We start from the raw sequence: 20,888 nt of genomic DNA, 5'->3' as shown, positions 1-20,888 counted from the left end.
CTAAAGCCGCTCCCACAGTGTCCTTGCCAACTCAGCCTGGCCCCTAGCGTTGATAGGCCTTGCCAAAATGCCGCTCCAGCCGCGCCTGCACCAGCTCCAGCAGGATCGACAGCACCCAGTAGATCACCGCCGCCGTGGTCAGCATCTCCAGGTACCGATAGCTCGACCGCCCGTACGACTGCGCCAGGAACATCACTTCCCACACCCCCATTACCGATATCAGCGATGAATCTTTCAGCATCGAGATGAACTGGTTGGCCGTAGGCGGAATGATTACCCGCATGGCCTGGGGCAGGACGATATGCCAGAAGATCTGCGGCGTGCGCATGCCCAGGGCCAGTGCCGCTTCACGTTGCCCGCGCGCGACGCCGAGGATGCCGGCGCGGAAGATTTCGCTCAGGTAGGCCCCGTAGTTCAGTGACAAGGCGATGATGCCGGCGCTGATGGCGCCCGGCACCAGGCCCAGCTGCGGCAGCCCCAGGTAGATCAGCAGAATCTGGATCAGCAGCGGTGTGCCGCGGAAGAACGAGGTATAGAAGCTGGCGACACCCACCAGCACCGCGCTGTTCGACAACCGCGCCAGCGCGGCGGCAAAGCCGAACAGCACCGATACCACCATCGAACACAGGCACAGGAACAGGGTCAGCGCTGCGCCTTGCAGAAAGCCGTTGGGCCCCAGCTTGAAGCCGGCGAGGTTCGGAAATTTCTCCAGGATGATCGAGAACTTCAGGTCGAAGCTGAGGAAAAACGCGACGAACAGGCCGAACAGCGCCAGCCAGGTCAGCAGTAACCGGGTGCGAAAGCCGAACAGGCCGGCGCCCGTGGGCTTGATCACGGGCTTGGGGGATGGGGGGAAGGTGCTCATTTGCTGATATCGGCGCCAATCCATTTCTGCGACAGCTTGGCCAGGGTGCCATCGGCCTTCAATTCGGCAAACACCTGGCGCACCTTGGCATCCCACTCGGGGTCACCTTTCTCGATGGCCACCGAGTTCGGCTCTTCATACAGCGGGGCGCCGGCCAGCTTGAAGCGCTTGTCCTGGTCCAGGCGCGGCTGCGCGGTCACCAGGTTGGTGAGGATTGCGTCCAGGCGTACGCCGGCGCCCAGGCCAAGGTCCTGGAAGGCGACGTTGTCGGTGTCGTAAGGCGCAATCTGCACGAAGTCGAAGGGGTATTCGATCTTCTTGTCTTCGTCGCCTTCGATGACCAGGTTCTTGTTCAGGTAGCTTTCATAGCTCGATGCACTGGTCAAACCCACCTTGCGGCCTTCCAGGTCCTTGGCACCATGGATACGCTCATCCTTGGCATTGACCACGATCACCGCAGGCGATGCGTAGTACTTCACCGGGAAGTCGAACACTTCGGCGCGGGCCTTGCTGGGGGTCATCGAGCAGATGCAGATGTCGTAGCGGCCGCTCCAGCGGCCAGCGGCGATCACGTCCCACGATGGCGTTTCCAGGCGCAGCTTGACGCCCAGTTTATCCGCAACTGCCTTGGCGACATCCACGTCGAAACCGTCCAGTTGGTTCTGGTCATTGAGGAAAGAAAACGGTGGGTAGCTTTCCATCAACACGTTGACCAGTTCCTTTCGCGATTCAACCCGCTCCAGCGTGGCGCCGGCAAAGGCCTGGGAAGCAGTTGCTAGAAACACGAGGCCCGCACTGAGCACAGTAGAAAATCGCATGTACATACCTGATTTATTGGGCAAATTGAGTGGTAGGGTATTTAATAGTTATATATGCCCTGGACATAATGAATTTTATTCATAAGAACCTTTAGAGAAGTTATATGAAACAACGAGCGATGGTGATTCTTGACGGTGGCATGGGCCGTGAGTTGCAGCGCAGTGGGGCGCCGTTTCGCCAGCCCGAGTGGTCGGCGTTGGCGCTGAGCGAGGCGCCCGAGGCGGTGGTAGGCGTGCACGCAGCGTTCATTGCCGCCGGTGCGCAGGTGATCACCAGCAACAGCTATGCGGTGGTGCCGTTCCACATCGGCGAGGAACGTTTTGCCAAGGAGGGGCGACAACTGGCCAATATCGCAGGCCAGTTGGCGCGTCATGCCGCCGATACCGGTGCGCACCCGGTCAGGGTGGCCGGTTCGTTGCCGCCGCTGTTCGGCTCCTATCGCCCGGACCTGTTCCAGCCCGAGCGGGTCGAGGAGGTGCTGTCCCCACTGCTGGAAGGCCTGGCTCCCCATGTCGATTTGTGGCTGGCAGAAACCCAGAGCTCGGTTGCCGAGGTGCGGGCCATCCACGCCCACTTGCCGGCAGACGGCAAGCCGTTCTGGGTCTCGTTCACCTTGCAGGACGAAGAGGTCGATGTCGTACCTCGCCTGCGCTCCGGCGAGACGGTGGCCGATGCCATCGAGGCCGTGGTTGGCCTGGGTGTGGCCGCTGTAATGTTCAACTGCAGTCAGCCCGAAGTCATTGGCGCTGCAATCGATGTGGCGCGCTCGGTGATTGCGCGACACAACGCCGACATTGCCATCGGTGCCTATGCCAACGCTTTCCCGCCGCAGCCGAAGGAAGCCACCGCCAATGATGGCCTTGACGAGCTGCGTGAAGACCTCGACCCGCCTGGTTACCTGGTATGGGCCAATGACTGGCGCAAGCGTGGGGCCAGCATGGTCGGCGGTTGCTGTGGCATCGGCCCTGAGCACATCGCTGAGCTGAAACGCAATTTGGCGTGAGACCCGAAGGGAGACTGGGCGGCTTCTGCGAGCGCCCGGTCTCCAGCCATTAAAAAAAACGCCACTCAGACCCGGATTCCATCGTTTTTCAGTCCCTCGCCATGTCCCTATAGTCCACTGAAGGCCGATTCTGGATCGGTGTACATAACTCAGTCGTGCGGGAACCGGATATGAACAACAACGAAAAAGTCGAGGGCAATGCAGCGATCGGCATCGGAACGCGTGTGGTGTGGAGCGGGGAGCAGGTCCAGCACCCGTATAACGCCACCCAGACCCCGATCGTGGTCAGCGCCGCCTACGGCTATAACGATATCGATGCCTGGTACGACGTGGCCCTGGGCAAATTGCCGGGCTACATCTACAGCCGTATGAGCAACCCTACGGTCGCCACGCTGGAAGCGAAGCTGTGCGAACTGGAACAGTCAGAGTCGGCGGTGGCGTTCAGCAGCGGCATGGCTGCCATCAGTGCCGTGCTGCATACCTTCCTCAGCAGCGGCAAGCGTGTGGTGTCGACCCGCGACAGTTACGGCGGCACCAACAAGATTTTTGAAGAATTCCTGCCTCGCATGGGCGTGCAAGTCTGCCTGTGCGACACCCTCGACACCGAGGCGCTGGAACGCGAGATCGCCGCAGGCTGTGACCTGCTGTATCTGGAAACCCCTACCAACCCCACCCTGAAAGTACTGGACATCCAGCGCCTGAGCGCTGCTGCCCGGCAGGCCGGTGCCGTGGTGGTAGCCGATAATACCTTCGCCACGCCGTTGAACCAGAACCCGTTGGCCCTGGGCGTGGATGTGGTGGTGCACAGCGCGACCAAGTTCCTGTCCGGGCACGGTGACGTGTTGGGCGGGGTGGTGTGCGGTGCCGAGTCGTTGATGGCGCAGGTACGCCATTACCGCGAGATCAACGGTGCGGCGCTGGACCCGTTTTCTGCCTACCTGATTATCCGTGGTATCAAGACCCTGGCCCTGCGCGTGCGTCAGCAACAGGCCAGTGCCCAGGCACTGGCGCATTACCTGACCACCGAGCCGCTGGTTGAAGCGGTCAACTACCCCGGGTTGCCCCAGCACGCGGGCCATGCGATCGCCAAGGCGCAGATGCGTGGCTTCGGCGCCATCGTCAGCTTCGTGCTCAAGGGCGGCATGCCAACCGTGGCGCGTTTGCTGCCGCGCCTGAAGTACGCCCATCGGGCGGGCAACCTGGGCGCGGTCGAGACCATCTATGGCCCGGCGCGTACCACCAGCCATGTGGAAAACACCCTCGAAGAACGGCTGGCCCTGGGCATTTCCGAAGGGCTAGTGCGCATTTCGGTAGGCATTGAAGACACCGAGGACCTGCTGGCAGACCTGGCACAGGCCTGTGCATCGGTACGCCAGGAGTTGGCCGCAGCAAAGGAATTGCACGGTGACGAAGACGCCTGCCTGGCCGAAGCACAGGCCTGAGACAGGCGCGTAGCACCCGCTCCTTGCGGTGGGTGCCACTTCATGAAGTCGAACAAAAACAATATGCAAGGCAATTCGCTTCGCTCTGCCAAGACGAGGTCGTTGCAACGTCCTTGCCCGCCAACTTTCATGAGTAAACCACAATGTCCCTGCAGACAACGACAACGAGAAATGCTTCGACGCATAGCTTCAAGCAGGATATGCAAACCCGCCATATCGTCATGCTGGCGCTGGGCGGTGTCATCGGTACCGGCCTGTTCCTGACGTCGGGCTACACCGTCAACCAGGCGGGGCCGCTGGGGGCGGTCATCGCCTATATCCTCGGCGCGATCATGGTCTACCTGGTGATGATGTGCCTTGGCGAACTGGCGGTACAGATGCCGGAAGTCGGTTCGTTCAGCAGCTACGCCACGCGTTACCTCGGGCCCGGTACAGGCTACATGGTGGCCTGGATGTACTGGCTGACCTGGACCGTGGCCATCGGCTCGGAGTTCACCGCCGCCGGTATCCTGATGGTGCGCTGGTTCCCCGATACGCCGGTGTGGATATGGAGTGCGCTGTTCGGGTTTGCGGTGTTCATCAGCAATATCATTTCGGTGCGGTCGTTCGCCGAAACCGAATTCTGGTTGTCATTGATCAAGGTGCTGGCGGTGATTGCCTTCCTGGTGGTGGGCGGCGGCGCGATTCTGGGTGTTTTCGAAATTACCCAGGCGCACAGTGTCGGGCTGGGCAACTTCACCCGCGAAGGGCTGTTCCCGACGGGCTTCTGGTCGATCGCCATGACCCTGCTGGCAGTGGCCTTCGCGTTCTCGGGCACCGAGCTGATCGGCATCGCCGCCGGCGAAACCCGCAACCCGGAAAAGAACGTACCCAAGGCCATCCGTACCACGGTTCTGCGCCTGGCGCTGTTCTTCGTCGGCACCATCTTTGTATTGGCTACCTTGTTGCCGCGTGAACAGGCCGGAGTGGTTGAAAGCCCGTTCGTGATGGTCTTTGCCATGATAGGTATCCCCTATGCGGCGGACATCATGAACTTCGTCATCATCACTGCGCTGCTGTCGGCGGCCAATTCCGGGCTTTATGCTGCGGCGCGCATGCTGTGGACCCTCAGCGACCAAGGCAACATGCCCCGCCGGTATGCGGCACTGTCGCGTCGTGGCACGCCGTTCAATGCCATCGTCCTGAGCATGGCGGGTGGCATGGCTTCACTACTGAGCAGTGTGTTTGCCCCCGACACCATCTACCTGGCGTTGGTGTCCATTTCCGGGTTGGCGGTGGTCGTGGTGTGGATCAGCATCGCCGCCAGCCAGATGGCTTTCCGTCGCCATTACATTGCCAATGGCGGCAAGCTTGAAGACCTCAAGTTCCGGGTACGCGGCTACCCGTTCGTCCCGCTGGCAGCCATCGTCTGCTGCGTGTTGGCCTGCGTTGGTATTGCCTTCGACCCTGCCCAGCGCGTTGCCCTGTACTTCGGCTTGCCCTTCATTGCCTGGTGCTACCTGGCCTATTGGTTGACGTGCAAGTTCCGCAGCCACCGAGCAGGCTCGCTGGACGTCGTCGCGCCAGGTTCCGAGGCCGCCAGAGCAGGGTGATACTAGGCCACCGGAACGTTGCCACGAGAAACCGCCGATGACCCAGAAAACCTTGCCCCCCTTGAACTGGCTCAGAGCCTTCGAAGTGTCGGCGCGTTACCTGAACTTCACCCATGCAGCCGAGGAACTGCACCTCACCCAAGGGGCCGTGAGCCAGCAGATCCGCCATCTGGAGAGCCAGTTGGGGGTAGCGCTGTTCAAGCGCCTGCCCCGGGGGCTGGGGTTGACTGAAGAAGGTCAGTCCTACCTGCCGGTGGTGCAGGATGCGATAAGTCGACTGGCGGTAGGCACCAATGAAATTTTCGGGCAACGCCAGCGTCGGCCCCTGAAAGTGCGCGGCAGCCTGTCGTTCCTGCACTTCTGGCTGGCGCCCCGACTGGCCGGTTTTCGCCGTTCGCACCCGCAGGTGGACATCCGCTACATCAGCAACCTGTGGGTCAAGGAACTGGATGCCGAGGATGACCTTGAGATCCGCTGGGGCAGCGGCCAGTGGCCTGGTGTGGAGGCGCAGCGCCTGACCCGCGACCTGCTGGTGCCAGTCTGCTCGCCTGCGCTGATCGCCGGCTCCCCGCTGCGCGAGCCGCGCGACCTGGCCCGCGTCCCGTTGCTGCATGTGCTGGGTTACGAGGAGGGGTGGGGTTATTGGCTGGAGCGGGTTGGCGCCGACCAGGTCGACTCCTCCAGCGGCCTGCAGTTCGACACCCTGGTGGCGACCTTGCGCATGGCGGAACTGGGGCTTGGGGTGGCGCTGGCGCGCTCGTCGCTGGTCGAGGACTTGCTGCAGGAGGGGCGGCTGGTGGCGCCTTTTGCCCAGCGCATCGAGGCGAGCGAGTCGTTTTACCTGGTACGTGGCCTGGGTGAGGCCTTGTCCACGGATGCCCAGGCCTTCAGCCACTGGTTGGTGGCGATGGCCCACCGTTAATCAAATAGTTACCTGGAGCACCGATGCAGTACACATCCACGCGCGGCAACGAGATACGGGTTGATTTTCGCACGGCGCTGCTTTCCGGGCTGGCCGACGATGGCGGGCTATACGTGCCGACCGCGGTGCCGACGTTCAGCCAGCAGGAAATTGCCAGCTGGTCGTGGTTGCCGTTCGACGAACTGGCCTGGCGGGTGATGGCACCGTTTGTCGGCGATACCCTCGATGAGCCGACCCTCAGGGCGCTGGTCAGCGACAGCTACCGTGGGTTCAAGCACCGTGGCATCGCGCCGTTGCAGCAGATTGGCCATAACGAATGGATCCTGCAGTTGTTTCACGGGCCTACCCGGTCCTCCAAGGATTTTGCCGCGCAGTTGCAGGCGCGGCTCATCCGTCATTTCCTGGGGCCCGATTGCGACCGGGTCATGCTGGTCGGTGCCAGCAACGGCGATACGGCGGTGGCCGCTATCGAAGCCTTGCGGCATTGCCCTACGGCACGCTTGCTGGCGCTGTACCCCAATGCAGGAACTCCGGCCGATCGGGCGGCGGTGATGCGCAGTGCCGCTTCCGAAAGCGTAAGCTGCGTGGTCGTGGACGGCAGCTTTGACGACTGCCAGTCGCTGGTGTCGGCGCTGCTGCGTGCGTGGCCATGCCCCGGGGTGATTCCCGTGAGCTTCAACTCGACCAACTGGGTCGGCGTGCTGGCGCAGATCGTGTTCTATTTCCACGCGGCGCTTCAGCTGGGTGGGGGGATTCGGCCGGTGGGTTTCAGCATCCCCACGGCCAGTTTTGCCGAGATCTACGCAGGGTTCATTGCCCAGAAAATGGGCCTGCCGATCAACCAGATCATCGTCTCCACCAACCGCAACGATGCCTTGCACCGTTTCATCCACTGCAATCGCTACAGCCGTGGCTCAACCAGCCAGACCTTGTCGCCGGTCATGGACTTCTCGCTGTTCTCCAACCTGGAGCGTTTCGTCTGGGAGCTGTATGACCGCGATGGTGGGGCGACCCGGGCGCTGATGGAGCACTTCGAGGATTGTGGCGAGTTGAGCATCGGCAACCGCCAGTGGTTGCATGCGCGCATGCTGTTCGACTCCTATGCCGTGGATGACGCGCTGATCCGCGAAGAAATCGTCACGCTGTTCCACGAAACCGGCTGCGCAGTAGACCCACACGCTGCCACCGGAGCATTCGCCGGGCGTCTGCACCGGCGCAACATTGGTGCGCCTATCGTCACGCTGGGGCAGTTTGCCCCGGAAAAATCCGCCGGGCTGCTGGCGGAGCTGGGGGCCTGGCACGGCGAGGTGCCGGCCAGCGGCGTTGGCACCGCAGGCGCTGGGCCGCTGCTGGCGCCAGAGGACCTGGCGGGGGTTCATGAGATATTGGCCCGGTTGCAGGCAGGCCGATGAAGCGCATCCTCGACCCCCTGGACGAGCGTATTCTCGCCGAACTCACCGCCAATGCACGCATTGCCCATGCCGAGCTGGGGCTCAAGGTGAACCTGTCGCGTAATGCGGTACGCCAGCGCATCGAGCGCCTGGAGCGTGACGGGGCCATCCAGGGCTATACCCTGCGCATCGGTGAGGGACGACGACCGACCTCGTTGATCAACGCGGTCATCTTCGTCTACCGCTACGACCGCATGCGCGGAGAAGCTGTGCTCGATGCGTTGCGCCAGATCCCCGAGGTGATCCAGTGTGAAGTGCTCAGCGGTGAATTTGACCTGCTGCTGCGCGTGGAGGCTTCCAGCCCGGAACGGGTGCACCATGTATGGAAGGAGATTGCCGCCATGCCGGGGGTCGAGAACACCGTGACATCGTTCGTCCTGGCCACGGTGATCTGAGCCGCGCGCTTGCCGTTTGGTAACCCTCGCTACAACAACGCCGCCCGGGCCTGCGCCCTGGCGGCGTTGTGCATTCCGGCAGCGCTCAGGCGTGCATCGGGCACTGGTCAGATTGGCCAGTAAATACAGCGGATTGCCATATTCAACTGGCATTGCACGGCTCTTACGCTTGTCCTCATCGACCAATCGCCTGGAAAGGACAGCAAACCATGACCGAATACAAGATCGCACTCGTTGGCTTTGGCGGCGTGAACCGTGCCCTGGCCCAACTGATCGCCGAGCGTAATGCGCGCTGGCAGCAAGAGCTGGGCTTTGGCCTGAAGATCGTTGGCGTCACCGACCTGTTCCTGGGTTCGGCAATCGACCGCGACGGCCTGGATGCGGCCACGCTGGCTGCTCTGCCCGCTCAGAAGGGGGCGCTGGCGCAGATCCCTCAGGGTTCGGCAGAGGCGTTCAACGAGTCGGTGATCAAGCAGTCCGGTGCCGACATCATCGCCGAAGCCACCTTCACCAACCCCAAGGACGGTGAACCGGCGGCAACCTTCTGCCGCTGGGCGCTGGAAGCGGGCAAGCATGTGGTCACTACCAACAAGGGGCCGATTGCCTTGCATGCCCAGGCGCTGAAGGCTTTGGCCAAGGCCAATGGCGTGTCGTTCGAATACGAAGGCGCTGTGATGAGCGGTACTCCGGTGCTGCGCATGGCGCGCCAGACGTTGGCCGGCGCAGGCCTGGTGGGGTTCGAGGGCATCCTCAACGGCACCTCGAACTATGTGTTGACGCGTATGGAAGAGGGGCTTGGCTTTGCCGATGCGGTGGCCCAGGCACAAGCACTTGGCTACGCCGAGGCAGACCCGACCGCCGATGTGGAGGGGTATGACGTGCGCCTGAAAGTGGTGATTCTCGCCAACGAGCTGCTTGGCGCTTGCTTGCAGGTGAGCGACGTTACCTGCAGCGGCATCAGCAGTCTCGATAGCGCCGCTATCCAGCAAGCGCAGGCGGCGGGCCAGCGTTGGAAACTGATCGGCAGTGCCAGCCGTGAAACCGATGGCTCGGTGCGTGCCAGCGTCGAGGCGCGCCTGTTACCTGGCAACCACCCTCTGGCGGGTATTTCCGGTGCCACCAATGCGGTTGCGTTCAACACCGAATTGCTGGGCGCTGTGACCGTGTCCGGCCCGGGGGCGGGACGTGTGGAAACGGCATTCGCCCTGCTGTCGGATATCGTCGCCATCCACACCGCTGGCCGCTCGGCCTGAGGAGCAACCTTCATGAGCCTGACTTCCGTGTCCCGGGTAGCCGTCCAGCAACCCACCTTGATCGATGTATACAGCCCCTTCGACGGTAGCCTGGTCGGCAGTGTCGCCAACCTTGCGGCCGATGCCGTGCCGGGTCTGCTCGTCCGTGCCCGCCAGGGCGTGCGCGAAAGTGCCGCGCTGCCCCGGCACCGTCGCGCCAGCATTCTGGAGCAGGCCGCCCGGCTCATCGAACGCGACGCAGCAGATTTTGCCGGCCTGATTGTCGACGAAGCGGGCAAGACCCTGCGTCAGGCCGAGAAGGAGGTGAAACGCTGCATCAACACGCTCAAGCTGTCTGCCGAGGAAGCGCGGCGCAATGCCGGCGAGGTGGTGCCTTTCGATGCCTATGAAGGCTCCGAGTCACGCCAGGGCTGGTTCACCCGTGAGCCGTTGGGGCTGATCCTGGCCATCACCCCCTACAACGACCCGCTCAACCTGGTGGCGCACAAGCTGGGGCCAGCGATTGCTGGAGGCAATGCGGTCATTCTGAAACCCTCGGAACTGGCCCCGCTGTCTGCCTTGAAACTGGTGCAGTACCTGGTCGATGCAGGGCTGCCGGAGGCCGTTGTCACCGTGGCCACTGGTGGTGCCGAACTGGGCAAGGCCCTGGTGGCCGTGCGTGAAGTGCGGATGATTTCCTTTACAGGCGGCTTCGCCACGGGCGAACAGATTGCCCGGGGGGCAGGCCTGAAAAAACTCGCCATGGACCTGGGCGGCAACGCCCCGGTGCTGGTGCTGAAGGACTGCGACCTCGAGGCTACTGTCGAGTCTTGTGTGTCTGGCGCGTTCTGGGCCGCCGGGCAGAACTGCATCGGCACTCAGCGCATCCTGGTGGACGCTTCGATCTATGAGGCGTTCCGCCAGCGCTTCGTTGCCTTGACCCAGGCGATGGTGGTGGGTGATCCTGGCCTGCGCGCAACCGACATGGGACCGATGATCACCGAAGGCTCGGCCCGGCAGATTGAAGAGCGCGTGAACCAGGCCCTTCAGGGCGGTGCTCGCTTGCTCTGCGGTCATCGACGTCAAGGGGCTACCTATGCGCCGACGGTGCTGGAAGGCGTTGACCACGCCAGCCGGCTGTGGCGTGAAGAGGTATTCGCACCGGTGGTGATGCTGGCGCCTTTCGAGGATATCGAGCAGGCGATTGCATTGGCCAACGCCCCGGAGTACAGCTTGCACGCCGGTGTGTTTACCCGCGATCTGTCCTTGGCATTGAGCCTGGCGCGGCGTATCGAGGCGGGCGGCGTGATGATCAACGACTCGTCCGACTACCGCTTCGATGCCATGCCATTCGGTGGCTCCAAATATGGGAGCCTTGGGCGCGAGGGGGTGCGGTTCGCCTATGAGGACATGACCCAGCCCAAAGTCGTCTGTCTCAACCAGATGGGCTAAGAGGAGGAATCTTGATGATCGAACGGTATGGACAAGGCGAACGGATGTCGCTGGCGGTGAGCTACAGGGGCCTGTTCGAAACGGCAGGCGTGGTCGCGGACGACCTGCGGCAGGATGTGCAGGGGCAGTTGCGCCAGGCGTTGAGTACGATCGATGGGCTGATGGCTGAGGCCAACGTCGGCAAGGAACATTTGACCCGGGTTCAGTTATGGATTGCCGACTACAGCCACTTCGACCTGGTCAATGAGGTGTACGACGCCTGGTTGCAGGGTTGTCCGAAACCAGTACGGGCCTGCGTAGGCGCAGACTTGGGAGAGGGTTACCTGGTCGAGGTGCAGGTGTTTGCCGTGTGCCCTGAGCGCTCCTGACCGTGAGTGACCGATGCCCCGGGTCAGCGCACGACTCGGGGCACCGCTCTTATATAGACCAGTTCACTTACCAGCTCCACCAATGTCTGTGTAATCACGGCTGCCGCCGCCAATCCGCGCATGTCTTGCGGCAACGCCAGCGCCAGCGGCAGCACTACCAGTGAGTTGCGCGTGGCGGCGCTGAAGGTTACCGAGCGTGCTTCGGTGGCCGGCAAGCGCAGCAGCCTCGCCGATAAAAAGCCCAGCGCGGGCGCCAGCAGCATGAAGCCGATGTACACCGGAATCACCGGCAGCAAGCGGTCGAAATCACGCAGCACCACGGCAATCTGCGAGGCGATCACTACCACCAGCACCAAGGCCATGGCCGGTACCGGCATCCACGCCCAAGCGTCGTTCCAGGCCGAGACTGTGCGCGAGCGACGGGCGCCGGCGCTGGAGAGCACGGCGAGGACCATCGGCAGCACGATCAACAGCACGAAGGCTTCCACGAATGGGGTGATGGAGATGGCCACATTGCTGCTGTCACCCAGCATCAGGGCCAGGTAGAGCGGCAGCAGTGCCAGTTGCACCAACAGCAGCACGGGGGTGGCGGCCAGGGTCAGGCGGGAGTCGCCTTTGCCGATGTGGGTGAACACCACTACGTAATCGATACAGGGTGTAAGCAGCACCAGCAGCGCGCCGATGAGAATCGCCGGGTGTTCGATCAGGCTGCGGGTGATAGGCCAGACCAGCAGCGGCACGAGGATGAAGTTGGCCAGCAGCAGAGCGGCGATGAAGCGGCGGTTGCCCAGGCCCTGGCGCAGGTCAAGGAAAGGGATTTGCAGGAACATTGCGTACATCAGCACGGCGATGGCGGGGGTGACCAGGGCTTCCAGGTGGCGCGCAGTGTCGCTGGTCAGCACTCCGAAGGCGACGGCGGCCAGCACGGCGGCGAAGTAGATCGGGATCTGGTGGGTTTCGAGTTGCTCTCTGGTCAAGGTCCGGCCTGTGCTCGGTGCTGTGGAGGGGGCACAGGGTAATACGAGATAGCAGCACGGTGTCGCGGTTTTTGTGGGAGCGGCCTTGTGTCGCGAAAGGACCGCAAAGCGGTCCCGGCAATCTCGATGGCGAAGTTGCAATCGTGGGGCCGCTGCGCGCCCCTTTTGCGACACAAGGCCGCTCCCACATTGACCGTATCGACTTCAAGTCTTGCAGCCTGCGTCAAACGAAAAAGCCCGGCACGAGGCCGGGCTTTTTCCTGTCAGGCAATCGCCAATCAGTTGCCGTAAACCGGCAGCTTCTTGCAGATGGCCTTGACCTTCTCACGTACGGCGTCGATCACCGCTTCGTTGTTCAGGTCAGCCAGGATGTCGCAGATCCAGCCAGCCAGCTCGCGGCACTCGGCTTCCTTGAAACCACGGGTGGTAACGGCTGGGGTACCGAAACGCAGGCCCGAGGTGACGAACGGAGAACGTGGGTCGTTCGGTACCGAGTTCTTGTTGACGGTGATGAAGGCTTTGCCCAGGGCGGCGTCAGCGTCTTTGCCGGAGATTTCCTGCTTGATCAGCGACAGCAGGAACAGGTGGTTCTGGGTGCCACCGGAAACCACATCGAAACCACGCTCGATGAACACGCTGGCCATGGCCTGGGTGTTCTTCACCACTTGCTGCTGGTAAGCCTTGAACTCAGGCTGCAGGGCTTCCTTGAAGCAGATGGCCTTGGCGGCGATGACGTGCTCCAGCGGGCCACCCTGGGCGCCCGGGAAGACGGCGGAGTTCAGCTTCTTCTCGATCTCTTCGTTCTTGCGAGCGAGGATCAGGCCGCCACGCGGGCCGCGCAGGGTCTTGTGGGTGGTGGTGGTGACCACATCGGCGAACGGAACAGGGTTCGGGTACACGCCAGCGGCAACCAGGCCGGCAACGTGGGCCATGTCGACGAACAGGTAGGCACCGACCTTGTCGGCGATGGCGCGGAAGCGGGCGAAGTCCAGAACCTGCGAGTAGGCCGAGAAGCCGGCAACGATCATCTTCGGCTTGTGCTCGACAGCCAGGCGCTCGACTTCGTCGTAGTCGATCAGGCCGTTGCTGTCGATGCCGTACTGGATGGCGTTGTACAGCTTGCCCGAAGAGCTGACGGAAGCACCGTGGGTCAGGTGGCCACCGTGGGCCAGGCTCATGCCCAGGATGGTGTCACCGGCCGACAGCAGGGCCAGGTAGACGGCAGCGTTGGCTTGGGAGCCGGCGTGCGGCTGGACGTTGGCGTAGTCAGCGCCGAACAGCTCCTTGGCACGGTCGATGGCCAGTTGCTCGACGACGTCGACGTACTCGCAACCACCGTAGTAGCGCTTGCCCGGGTAGCCTTCGGCGTACTTGTTGGTCAGGACCGAGCCCTGGGCTTCCATGACTGCCGGGCTGGTGTAGTTTTCCGAAGCGATCAGCTCGATATGCTCTTCCTGGCGCAGAGCTTCTTGCTGCATGGCTTCGAACAGCTCGGCGTCGTACTTGGCAATGGTCAAATCACGGCTGAACATGGCGGTCCTCAAGGATCGGGGTGAATTGGGGGGGCATTCTAACCGATTGATTCGCGACTGGCATATGAAGTGGCATCAAGTCGCGGACCAATGGGCTTCATATTGCATCCCGCGCCGTGTCTGGGCTGGGCGGGGATCGGAGTTGACTCGCAGGTCCGTTTTTACAGGCGCGCGTGTCAGGCCGGGCGCGGTCCCTGTAGGAGCGGCCTTGTGTCGCGAAAGGGGCGCGCAGCGGCCCCACGATTGCAGCGTTGCCGCCGAAATCGTCGGGACCGCGTTGCGGTCCTTTCGCGACGCAAGGCCGCTCCTACAAGAGTCCGCGCAGGCGTCGGGGTCAATGGAACATGAACAGCGTCTCGTTGGCGAACTGCGCCTCGAACTGATTCGCCGGCATCGGCCGCCCGAACAGGTAGCCCTGCACCTCGTCGCAACCATGCTCGCGCAGGAATTCCAGTTGCTCGTGGGTTTCCACCCCTTCGGCGATCACCGCCAGGTTGAGGCTGTGGGCCATGGCAATGATCGCCCGGGCAATCTGCGCATCCTGCTCGCCTTCGGGCAGGCCGTCGACGAAGGTGCGGTCGATCTTCAGCACGTCGATGGGGAACTGCTTGAGGTAGTTCAGCGATGAGTAGCCGGTACCGAAGTCATCCACCGCGATGCTCAGGCCAAGGTTTTTCAGGCTGACGAGAATCTGCAGCGCTTCGTTCACCTCGCGCATCAGGATGCTTTCGGTCAGCTCCAGCTCCAGGCACGCTGGCGGCAGGCCGCTTTCCTCCAGGATGTTGGCGATGCGTGTACCCAGTTGGCCGTCGGAGAACTGCCGCGCCGAGATGTTCACCGACACCTTCGGCACGCGCACCTTGGCCTTGTGCCAGGCCTTGAGCTGGCGGCTGGCCTCGCGCAGTACCCAGTCTCCCACGTCCACCACCAGGCCAAGTTCCTCGATCACCGGTATGAAATCGCCCGGCGGCACCAGGCCGCGGGTCGGGTGGCGCCAGCGCAGCAGGGCTTCGGCGCCGGTAAGGCGCTTGCCGTCGCCGCTGAACTGCGGTTGGTAGTAGAGAATGAACTCGTTCTGCTCCATGGCATGGCGCAGGTCGCTCTCCAGCTCCAGGCGTTCCAGGGCACTGGCGTTCATCTCCGCCTGGTAGAACTGGAAGTTGTTCTTGCCGCGCTCCTTGGCGTGGTACATGGCGGTGTCGGCGTTTTTCATCAACTGGCTCAGCTCGCTGCCATCCTGCGGGCTGAGGGCGATGCCGATACTGGCGGTAACGAAGAACTCGCGGTTTTCCAGCACGAACGGCCGCACCAGGCTGCCGAGGATGTTCTCGGCCACGTGGATGGCGCGGTTGAGTGCCATCTCGCGGGTAGCGCGCGGTTGCAGCAGCAGGGTGAACTCGTCGCCGCCCATGCGCGCCACGGTGTCGTCGTTATCCACACAGGCCAGCAGGCGCTGGGCCATGTCCTTGAGCATGCGGTCGCCGGCGGCGTGGCCGAGGGAGTCGTTGATCGGCTTGAAACGGTCCAGGTCGAGGAACATCAGCACCACCCAGGCCTTTTGCCGCTCGGCCTGCTGCAGGGCGTTGTACAGCCGGTCCTGGAACAACGTGCGGTTGGGCAGGTGGGTGAGGGCATCGTAGTAGGCCAGGCGGTGGATACGCTGTTCGCTGGCCTTGCGCTCGCTGATGTCGGTGAAGAAGCACACGTAGCTGGCCAGGTCGCCTTCATCGTCCAGCACCGCGGTGATGCCGACCCAGGCCGGGTAGTGGTCGCCGTCGCGGCGCTTGAGCCATACCTCGCCCTCCCAGCTGCCGCGCTGGTGCAGCTGCTTGACCACGTAGCGCAGGTGGCCTTCCTGCTGATCGTCGACGGTGAGCAGGCCCGGCAACTGGTCGAGCACCTCGCTGACGGCGTAACCACTGACGCGGCTGAACGCTTCGTTGGCCTGGACGATATAGCCGGCCGGGTCGGTGATGAGGATCGCCGAGGTGGAGTGCTCGAATACCGTCGCAGCCATGCGCAGGTCTTTCTCGGCGCGGCGTTGCTGGCTGATGTCGCGGCCCACCCCGAGCACGCCTTCAAAGCGTTCTTCGTCGTCCCACACCAGCACCAGGCGCAGTTCGATGGGGATCTTGCGACCATCGGCGCGCAGGCAGTCGAACAGGAATAACTGCGTCGGCAGCTGGGTGCGCAGCTGAGCCAGTTGGGCCGGGTCGCCCATGGCCTTGCTGACGCGCTCCATCAGGCTGTAGATGCCGGTGAGCTGGGACGGGTTGGCGATGATCGACTGCCAGCCGTTGGTGAAGATCCAGTCGGCCTGGTAGCCCAGCACGCCCTGCACCGAGGGGCTGACGTAGTTGAGCTTGAGCAGGCTGTCGGTGGAGAAAATCACGTCGCTGATGCTTTCGGCGAGCATGCGGTAGCGCTGTTCGCTGTCGCGCAGCGACTGGCTGGCCTCGATCTGCACCGTCACGTCCTTGCCCACGCCGATGATGCGCGTCACCAGGCCATCGGCGTCACGGGTCAGTACCTGTTCGCGGATGTCGTAGCAGCGCCAGCCGCCATCACGGTGGCGGAAGCGCAGTTGGCAGTGCAGCGGCTGGTCATGGCCGCTGTCGCGCTGCTGCTGGCGCAATGCCTGGTAGTGCGCCGCGTCCTCGGGGTGCAGCAGCAGTTCCCAGAAGCGGTCGCCCATCTGCGCCAGCTCGGTACGGTCGTAGCCCAGGGTCTGGCCGAGGTGGCGGTTGCTGAAGATCATCCGCTGGTTGAGCACGTCCTGCACGTACAGCTGGTCGGGTACGGTGCGTACCACATCCGACCAGAAGCTTTCGCGTTCCAGCAGCGACAGCTCCACCTGCTTGCGGCTGGTAATGTCGCTGATGCTGAGGATGACCGCCTGATAATCACGGCGCTGCTGCGGCAGGCGGGCCATCAGCCACAGGTGCAACTCGCCACCCAGCGGCGCTGGCAGGCGTACTTCCAGCTCCAGCAGCGGGCGTTGCTCGATCAGCGCGTCGATCAGTTGCATGCCGACGCTGTCGCGGCCATCGCCAGTGCCGTCGATCAGGCGTCGCCAGGCACCTTCGTGGCAGTTGATGTTCAACAACTGGCGGGCCACCTGGTTGATCTCGGTGATCTTCAGCTCCAGCAGCAGCGAGCGGCGCAGGTTCGGGTCCAGGGCCAGGCTGTGCTTGAGCGCGGCACGGTTGCGCAGGTGATAGCGGTCGAGTTGGCCGGGCAGGCTGGAGAGGTCGAGCACGCACAAGGCCACGCCTGTACCTTCGAAGATTTCCTGGTAGCGCCGGCGGTCTTCCTGCAGCGCCCGTTGGCGGCGGCGCATGTTGATCAGGGCCAGCACCGGAAGCAGGGCGCAGAACAGCACCAGCAAGCATTTGCCGAGCAGCGCCGGTAGCAGTTTCTGTTGGGCCTGTTTGGCGTCGAACAGGCCGCGCAGCTGCCAGGTACTGTTGTCGATGAAGGCCAGCATCACGCTTTGCAGGGGTTCGTTGCTGGTATTGGTCGGCGCATGGCTTTGCAGTATCTCGCCGTTGCGGCTGTTTTCCAGCAGCCACAGCGGGTGGCCGGCAGCGCTCAGGTGGGAGGTGAGAATGCGGTAGTAGTCCTGCGACAGGCGCAGTAGCCAGTAGCCGCTGTCCTGTTCGGTGGCCTGACGTAGCAACAGGTAGAGGGTGCGCTTGTCGGCCGAATTGGTGAAGAAGTACGGGCGACCCTGGTTCAACCTCAGTAGCTCGTCAAGCAACTGGCGGTCGGGGCTGCCGGCCAGGCTGTCGGCCTGCACCTGCCCGGTTGTGTCCAGCCAGGCCATGCTCTGCAGGGTCGGCAGGCGCTCGCGCAGGGTGCCCAGCAGGCTGGGCAAGGCCATGGGCGTCGGTGCCTTGACGTAGGGTTGCATCACATTCACGGCCTGCTGGGCCTTGAACGCCATGTTCAGGCTCAGGTGGTCTGCCAGTTCGGCGGTGGCGTCCAGGCTCTGTTTGCGCAGGTCTGCCTGGGTATGGTTGAACTGGGCGAACAGTTGCCACAGCAGCAAGCCCAGCAGGATCAGGGCAAGCAGCGCCAGCGCACCCTTGACCGACCCGCGCAGCGAGGCGACGGGCGCCTGTGGCGCGGAACGCAATGACGACGGATGAGTAAGATTGGTCAAGCGTTGATCCTGCGATTGGGCTGGCGATGGCAGGGATGAATCATGCACGGTGTGTACCGGTGTCTGGTTGCCGGACCGCGGTGGCGCACTATAAGGCCGGACACCCGAAACGGGCTAGCATGCCTAGGATTATGGCAAAGTGCCAGTCAGTGTGACCGGTGGTGCCTGCCCGGTGGTTCGGCAAGCCCCTGCAACCTGTGCGAGAATAGCGCCTGCTTCAAATGACAACGCATCGGAGATGTTCGGTTTTGGTTACTCACTTTTCCACCAATGGCCTCGATTCCGCCTGCGGGCGCAGCAGTCAGACCCTTGTCAGCACTGCCGTGACCGAGGATGTATCCTGCAAGTCTTGCCAGCGTTCGCTGAGCAAACCAGAGGCGGCAGCTGTCGCCAAGAGCAAGAGCCCATCGCTGGCTGAACTGCGCAAGACCGCCAAGGCGGCAGCAGAGCCGGCAGTTACCGTGGCCGAGGTCAAGCCGGCTGCCAAGGTCGTCAGCAGAGCGCCTGCGGCCGCCAAACCGGCCAAAGCTGCCGAGCAGCAGCCTGCCCGCGTTGGCGGTTTCAGTGTGAAAGCGGCCTGGGCCGCGCGCCTGGCCGAGCAGGGCGACCGTTGCCGCTTGCCGCGGGGCAAGGCCAAGCAGCGTCACGTCTGAGCCATCTTCGGCTGCTGTGCCGGCACTTTCGCGGCTAAAGCCGCTCCCACAGGCATTCTCACAGCCTTCGAGAACTGTGCAGTACCTGTGGGAGCGGCTTCAGCCGCGAAGAGGCCGGTCCAGGCAATAGATTCCCCCCGATCCCATCCCCACCATCCGCCCCTCCTATGCAACGCCGCGCGTTGGCGTAGAATGGTCGACTTTGTTCAATGACACCCCGTAAATACATCCCCCTGGCCAGCGTGCCGGGGCGATCGTCGATGTCTTTACCTATCTGATTAGAGGGCTTGGTTTTGGCTCAATACGTCTACACCATGCATCGGCTGAGCAAGGTCGTGCCGCCGAAGCGGGAAATTCTCAAGAACATTTCCCTGTCGTTCTTCCCGGGCGCCAAGATTGGCGTGCTCGGCCTGAACGGCGCCGGTAAGTCGACCCTGCTGCGGATCATGGCGGGCGTCGACAAGGAATTCGACGGCGAAGCCCGTCCGATGCCCGACATCAACGTTGGCTACCTGCCACAGGAACCGCAACTGGACCCGAACAAGTCGGTGCGCGAAGTGGTCGAGGAAGCGGTCAGCGTGATCAAGGACGCCCAGGCGCGCCTGGACGAGGTCTACGCGGCCTACGCCGAACCGGATGCCGACTTCGACAAGCTGGCCGCCGAGCAGGCCAAACTGGAAGCCATCCTGCAGGCTGCCGACGGCCACAACCTGGAGCGCCAGCTGGACGTTGCCGCCGACGCCCTGCGCCTGCCGGCCTGGGACGCGCGCATCGAGCACCTGTCCGGTGGTGAGAAGCGCCGCGTGGCCCTGTGCCGCCTGCTGCTGTCGGCACCCGACATGCTGCTGCTGGACGAACCGACCAACCACCTGGATGCCGACTCGGTGGCCTGGCTGGAGCGCTTCCTGCACGACTTCCCGGGCACCGTGGTAGCGATTACCCACGACCGTTACTTCCTCGACAACGTCGCCGGCTGGATCCTGGAACTGGACCGTGGCGCCGGCATCCCGTACGAAGGCAACTACTCGGGCTGGCTGGAAGCCAAGTCCGAGCGTCTGGCGCAGGAATCCAAGCAGCAGAGCGCCCACGAGAAGGCCATGAAAGAGGAACTGGAGTGGGTGCGCAAAGGCGCCAAGGCCCGCCAGTCCAAGTCCAAGGCCCGTCTGCAGCGCTTTGAGGAAATGCAGTCGCAGGAATTCCAGAAGCGCAGCGAAACCAACGAGATCTACATCCCGGCCGGTCCGCGCCTGGGCGACAAGGTCATCGAGTTCAAGAACGTCACCAAGGGCTACGGCGACCGCGTGCTGATCGACAACCTGTCGTTCTCCATGCCTAAAGGCGCCATTGTCGGCGTGATCGGTGGTAACGGCGCCGGTAAGTCGACCCTGTTCCGCATGCTGATGGGCAAGGAACAGCCGGACTCGGGCAGCATCGAGATCGGTGAAACCGTGCAGCTGGCCTGCGTCGACCAGAGCCGCGAGGACCTGGATGGCGGCAAGACGGTGTTCCAGCAGGTTTCCGACGGTTCCGATGTTATCCGCATCGGCAACTACGAAATCCCGTCGCGTACCTACGTAGGCCGCTTCAACTTCAAGGGTGGCGACCAGCAGAAGTTCGTCAAGGACCTGTCCGGTGGTGAGCGTGGCCGCCTGCACCTGGCCCTGACCCTGAAGGAGGGCGGTAACGTCCTGCTGCTCGACGAACCGTCCAACGACCTCGACGTCGAAACCCTGCGTTCGCTGGAGGAAGCTCTGCTGGACTTCCCGGGCGCGGCAATCGTGATCTCCCACGACCGTTGGTTCCTGGACCGTGTGGCTACCCACATCCTGGCGTACGAAGACGACTCGAACGTGGTGTTCTTCGAGGGTAACTACACCGAGTACGAAGCCGACCGCAAGAAGCGCCTGGGCGATGCTGCTGCCCAGCCGCACCGTGTACGGCACAAGAAGCTGGCCCAGTAAGCCGGTTTTCCGAAGCACAAGAATGGGGCCCTATGCGGCCCCATTTTTGTGCCTGCTGG

16 protein-coding genes are annotated in these 20,888 nt (G+C 63.0%); 11 read left to right on the top strand and 5 right to left on the bottom strand.

Going from position 1 to position 20,888, the window contains the following annotated elements:
• Nucleotides 1-43: 43 nt before the first annotated feature.
• Together CAY82_RS21345 and CAY82_RS21340 are read right to left on the bottom strand one after the other, a co-directional pair.
• Complete coding sequence (locus CAY82_RS21345) at nucleotides 44-865, bottom strand: amino acid ABC transporter permease (protein ID WP_087502943.1); 822 nt, start codon at nucleotides 863-865, stop codon at nucleotides 44-46.
• Nucleotides 862-1,683: an ABC transporter substrate-binding protein gene (locus tag CAY82_RS21340; protein ID WP_087502964.1), complete on the bottom strand. Its 822-nt coding sequence runs from the start codon at nucleotides 1,681-1,683 to the stop codon at nucleotides 862-864. Before CAY82_RS21340 ends, CAY82_RS21345 begins: the two co-directional genes overlap by 4 nt.
• A gap of 119 nt (nucleotides 1,684-1,802) precedes the next feature.
• On the opposite strand from CAY82_RS21340, the gene CAY82_RS21335 reads away from it, so the two are divergent.
• The 9 genes from CAY82_RS21335 to CAY82_RS21295 all read left to right on the top strand — a co-directional run bounded on the left by CAY82_RS21335 (nucleotide 1,803) and on the right by CAY82_RS21295 (nucleotide 11,541).
• On the top strand, nucleotides 1,803-2,687 hold the full coding sequence (locus CAY82_RS21335) for a homocysteine S-methyltransferase family protein (protein ID WP_170931115.1): 885 nt from the start codon (nucleotides 1,803-1,805) through the stop codon (nucleotides 2,685-2,687).
• Between the two features lie 170 nt (nucleotides 2,688-2,857).
• Nucleotides 2,858-4,129 (top strand): cystathionine gamma-synthase family protein, encoded by a 1,272-nt coding sequence (locus CAY82_RS21330; protein WP_087502941.1) that lies wholly within the window; start codon nucleotides 2,858-2,860, stop codon nucleotides 4,127-4,129.
• A 143-nt stretch (nucleotides 4,130-4,272) separates the two neighbouring features.
• Entirely contained in the window at nucleotides 4,273-5,721 is a 1,449-nt protein-coding gene (locus CAY82_RS21325; RefSeq protein ID WP_170931114.1) for an amino acid permease, read from the top strand.
• A gap of 37 nt (nucleotides 5,722-5,758) precedes the next feature.
• Nucleotides 5,759-6,643 carry a LysR substrate-binding domain-containing protein gene (locus CAY82_RS21320; protein WP_087502939.1) on the top strand — a complete coding sequence of 295 codons (885 nt, stop codon included), beginning with the start codon at nucleotides 5,759-5,761 and terminating at the stop codon, nucleotides 6,641-6,643.
• A 23-nt stretch (nucleotides 6,644-6,666) separates the two neighbouring features.
• Nucleotides 6,667-8,055 carry a threonine synthase gene (locus tag CAY82_RS21315; RefSeq protein WP_087502938.1) on the top strand — a complete coding sequence of 463 codons (1,389 nt, stop codon included), beginning with the start codon at nucleotides 6,667-6,669 and terminating at the stop codon, nucleotides 8,053-8,055.
• Entirely contained in the window at nucleotides 8,052-8,489 is a 438-nt protein-coding gene (locus CAY82_RS21310) for an Lrp/AsnC family transcriptional regulator (protein WP_015268886.1), read from the top strand. The genes CAY82_RS21315 and CAY82_RS21310 overlap by 4 nt, the downstream gene beginning before the upstream one ends.
• Before the next feature lie 209 nt (nucleotides 8,490-8,698).
• Nucleotides 8,699-9,742, top strand: coding sequence for a homoserine dehydrogenase (locus tag CAY82_RS21305; protein ID WP_087502937.1), 1,044 nt, complete (start codon nucleotides 8,699-8,701; stop codon nucleotides 9,740-9,742).
• A 12-nt stretch (nucleotides 9,743-9,754) separates the two neighbouring features.
• Entirely contained in the window at nucleotides 9,755-11,173 is a 1,419-nt protein-coding gene (locus CAY82_RS21300) for an aldehyde dehydrogenase family protein (protein ID WP_087502936.1), read from the top strand.
• A 44-nt stretch (nucleotides 11,174-11,217) separates the two neighbouring features.
• Nucleotides 11,218-11,541, top strand: coding sequence for a RidA family protein (locus CAY82_RS21295; protein WP_052970534.1), 324 nt, complete (start codon nucleotides 11,218-11,220; stop codon nucleotides 11,539-11,541).
• Between the two features lie 23 nt (nucleotides 11,542-11,564).
• Here CAY82_RS21295 and CAY82_RS21290 read toward each other — a convergent pair whose 3' ends face one another.
• From CAY82_RS21290 to CAY82_RS21275, 3 genes are all read right to left on the bottom strand, one after another.
• Complete coding sequence (locus CAY82_RS21290) at nucleotides 11,565-12,518, bottom strand: arsenic resistance protein (protein ID WP_087502935.1); 954 nt, start codon at nucleotides 12,516-12,518, stop codon at nucleotides 11,565-11,567.
• Between the two features lie 278 nt (nucleotides 12,519-12,796).
• Entirely contained in the window at nucleotides 12,797-14,050 is a 1,254-nt protein-coding gene (gene glyA / locus CAY82_RS21285; RefSeq protein ID WP_087502934.1) for a serine hydroxymethyltransferase, read from the bottom strand.
• Nucleotides 14,051-14,384: 334 nt separating this feature from the next.
• Nucleotides 14,385-18,215: a bifunctional diguanylate cyclase/phosphodiesterase gene (locus CAY82_RS21275; protein WP_087502932.1), complete on the bottom strand. Its 3,831-nt coding sequence runs from the start codon at nucleotides 18,213-18,215 to the stop codon at nucleotides 14,385-14,387.
• Between the two features lie 248 nt (nucleotides 18,216-18,463).
• On the opposite strand from CAY82_RS21275, the gene CAY82_RS21270 reads away from it, so the two are divergent.
• Together CAY82_RS21270 and ettA are read left to right on the top strand one after the other, a co-directional pair.
• Nucleotides 18,464-18,868, top strand: coding sequence for a hypothetical protein (locus CAY82_RS21270; protein ID WP_087502931.1), 405 nt, complete (start codon nucleotides 18,464-18,466; stop codon nucleotides 18,866-18,868).
• Nucleotides 18,869-19,161: 293 nt separating this feature from the next.
• Nucleotides 19,162-20,829 carry an energy-dependent translational throttle protein EttA gene (ettA, locus tag CAY82_RS21265; protein ID WP_087502930.1) on the top strand — a complete coding sequence of 556 codons (1,668 nt, stop codon included), beginning with the start codon at nucleotides 19,162-19,164 and terminating at the stop codon, nucleotides 20,827-20,829.
• The last annotated feature ends 59 nt before the right edge of the window (nucleotides 20,830-20,888 follow it).

Source organism: Pseudomonas sp. SID14000 (genome assembly GCF_002165135.1).
GTDB lineage: Bacteria > Pseudomonadota > Gammaproteobacteria > Pseudomonadales > Pseudomonadaceae > Aquipseudomonas.
Note: the sequence above shows the minus strand (reverse complement) of the source record. Positions and strands in the feature narration are given on the sequence as shown.

What these genes read in the sequence shown, in the direction of transcription:
- CAY82_RS21315 (WP_087502938.1), top strand. Translation starts at nt 6,667, where the DNA reads ATGCAGTACACATCCACGCGCGGCAACGAGATACGGGTTGATTTTCGC.
- CAY82_RS21335 (WP_170931115.1), top strand. Translation starts at nt 1,803, where the DNA reads ATGGTGATTCTTGACGGTGGCATGGGCCGTGAGTTGCAGCGCAGTGGG.
- CAY82_RS21340 (WP_087502964.1), bottom strand. Translation starts at nt 1,683, where the DNA reads ATGCGATTTTCTACTGTGCTCAGTGCGGGCCTCGTGTTTCTAGCAACT.
- CAY82_RS21295 (WP_052970534.1), top strand. Translation starts at nt 11,218, where the DNA reads ATGTCGCTGGCGGTGAGCTACAGGGGCCTGTTCGAAACGGCAGGCGTG.
- glyA (WP_087502934.1), bottom strand. Translation starts at nt 14,050, where the DNA reads ATGTTCAGCCGTGATTTGACCATTGCCAAGTACGACGCCGAGCTGTTC.
- CAY82_RS21325 (WP_170931114.1), top strand. Translation starts at nt 4,273, where the DNA reads ATGTCCCTGCAGACAACGACAACGAGAAATGCTTCGACGCATAGCTTC.
- CAY82_RS21345 (WP_087502943.1), bottom strand. Translation starts at nt 865, where the DNA reads ATGAGCACCTTCCCCCCATCCCCCAAGCCCGTGATCAAGCCCACGGGC.
- CAY82_RS21305 (WP_087502937.1), top strand. Translation starts at nt 8,699, where the DNA reads ATGACCGAATACAAGATCGCACTCGTTGGCTTTGGCGGCGTGAACCGT.
- CAY82_RS21300 (WP_087502936.1), top strand. Translation starts at nt 9,755, where the DNA reads ATGAGCCTGACTTCCGTGTCCCGGGTAGCCGTCCAGCAACCCACCTTG.
- CAY82_RS21310 (WP_015268886.1), top strand. Translation starts at nt 8,052, where the DNA reads ATGAAGCGCATCCTCGACCCCCTGGACGAGCGTATTCTCGCCGAACTC.
- CAY82_RS21330 (WP_087502941.1), top strand. Translation starts at nt 2,858, where the DNA reads ATGAACAACAACGAAAAAGTCGAGGGCAATGCAGCGATCGGCATCGGA.
- CAY82_RS21320 (WP_087502939.1), top strand. Translation starts at nt 5,759, where the DNA reads ATGACCCAGAAAACCTTGCCCCCCTTGAACTGGCTCAGAGCCTTCGAA.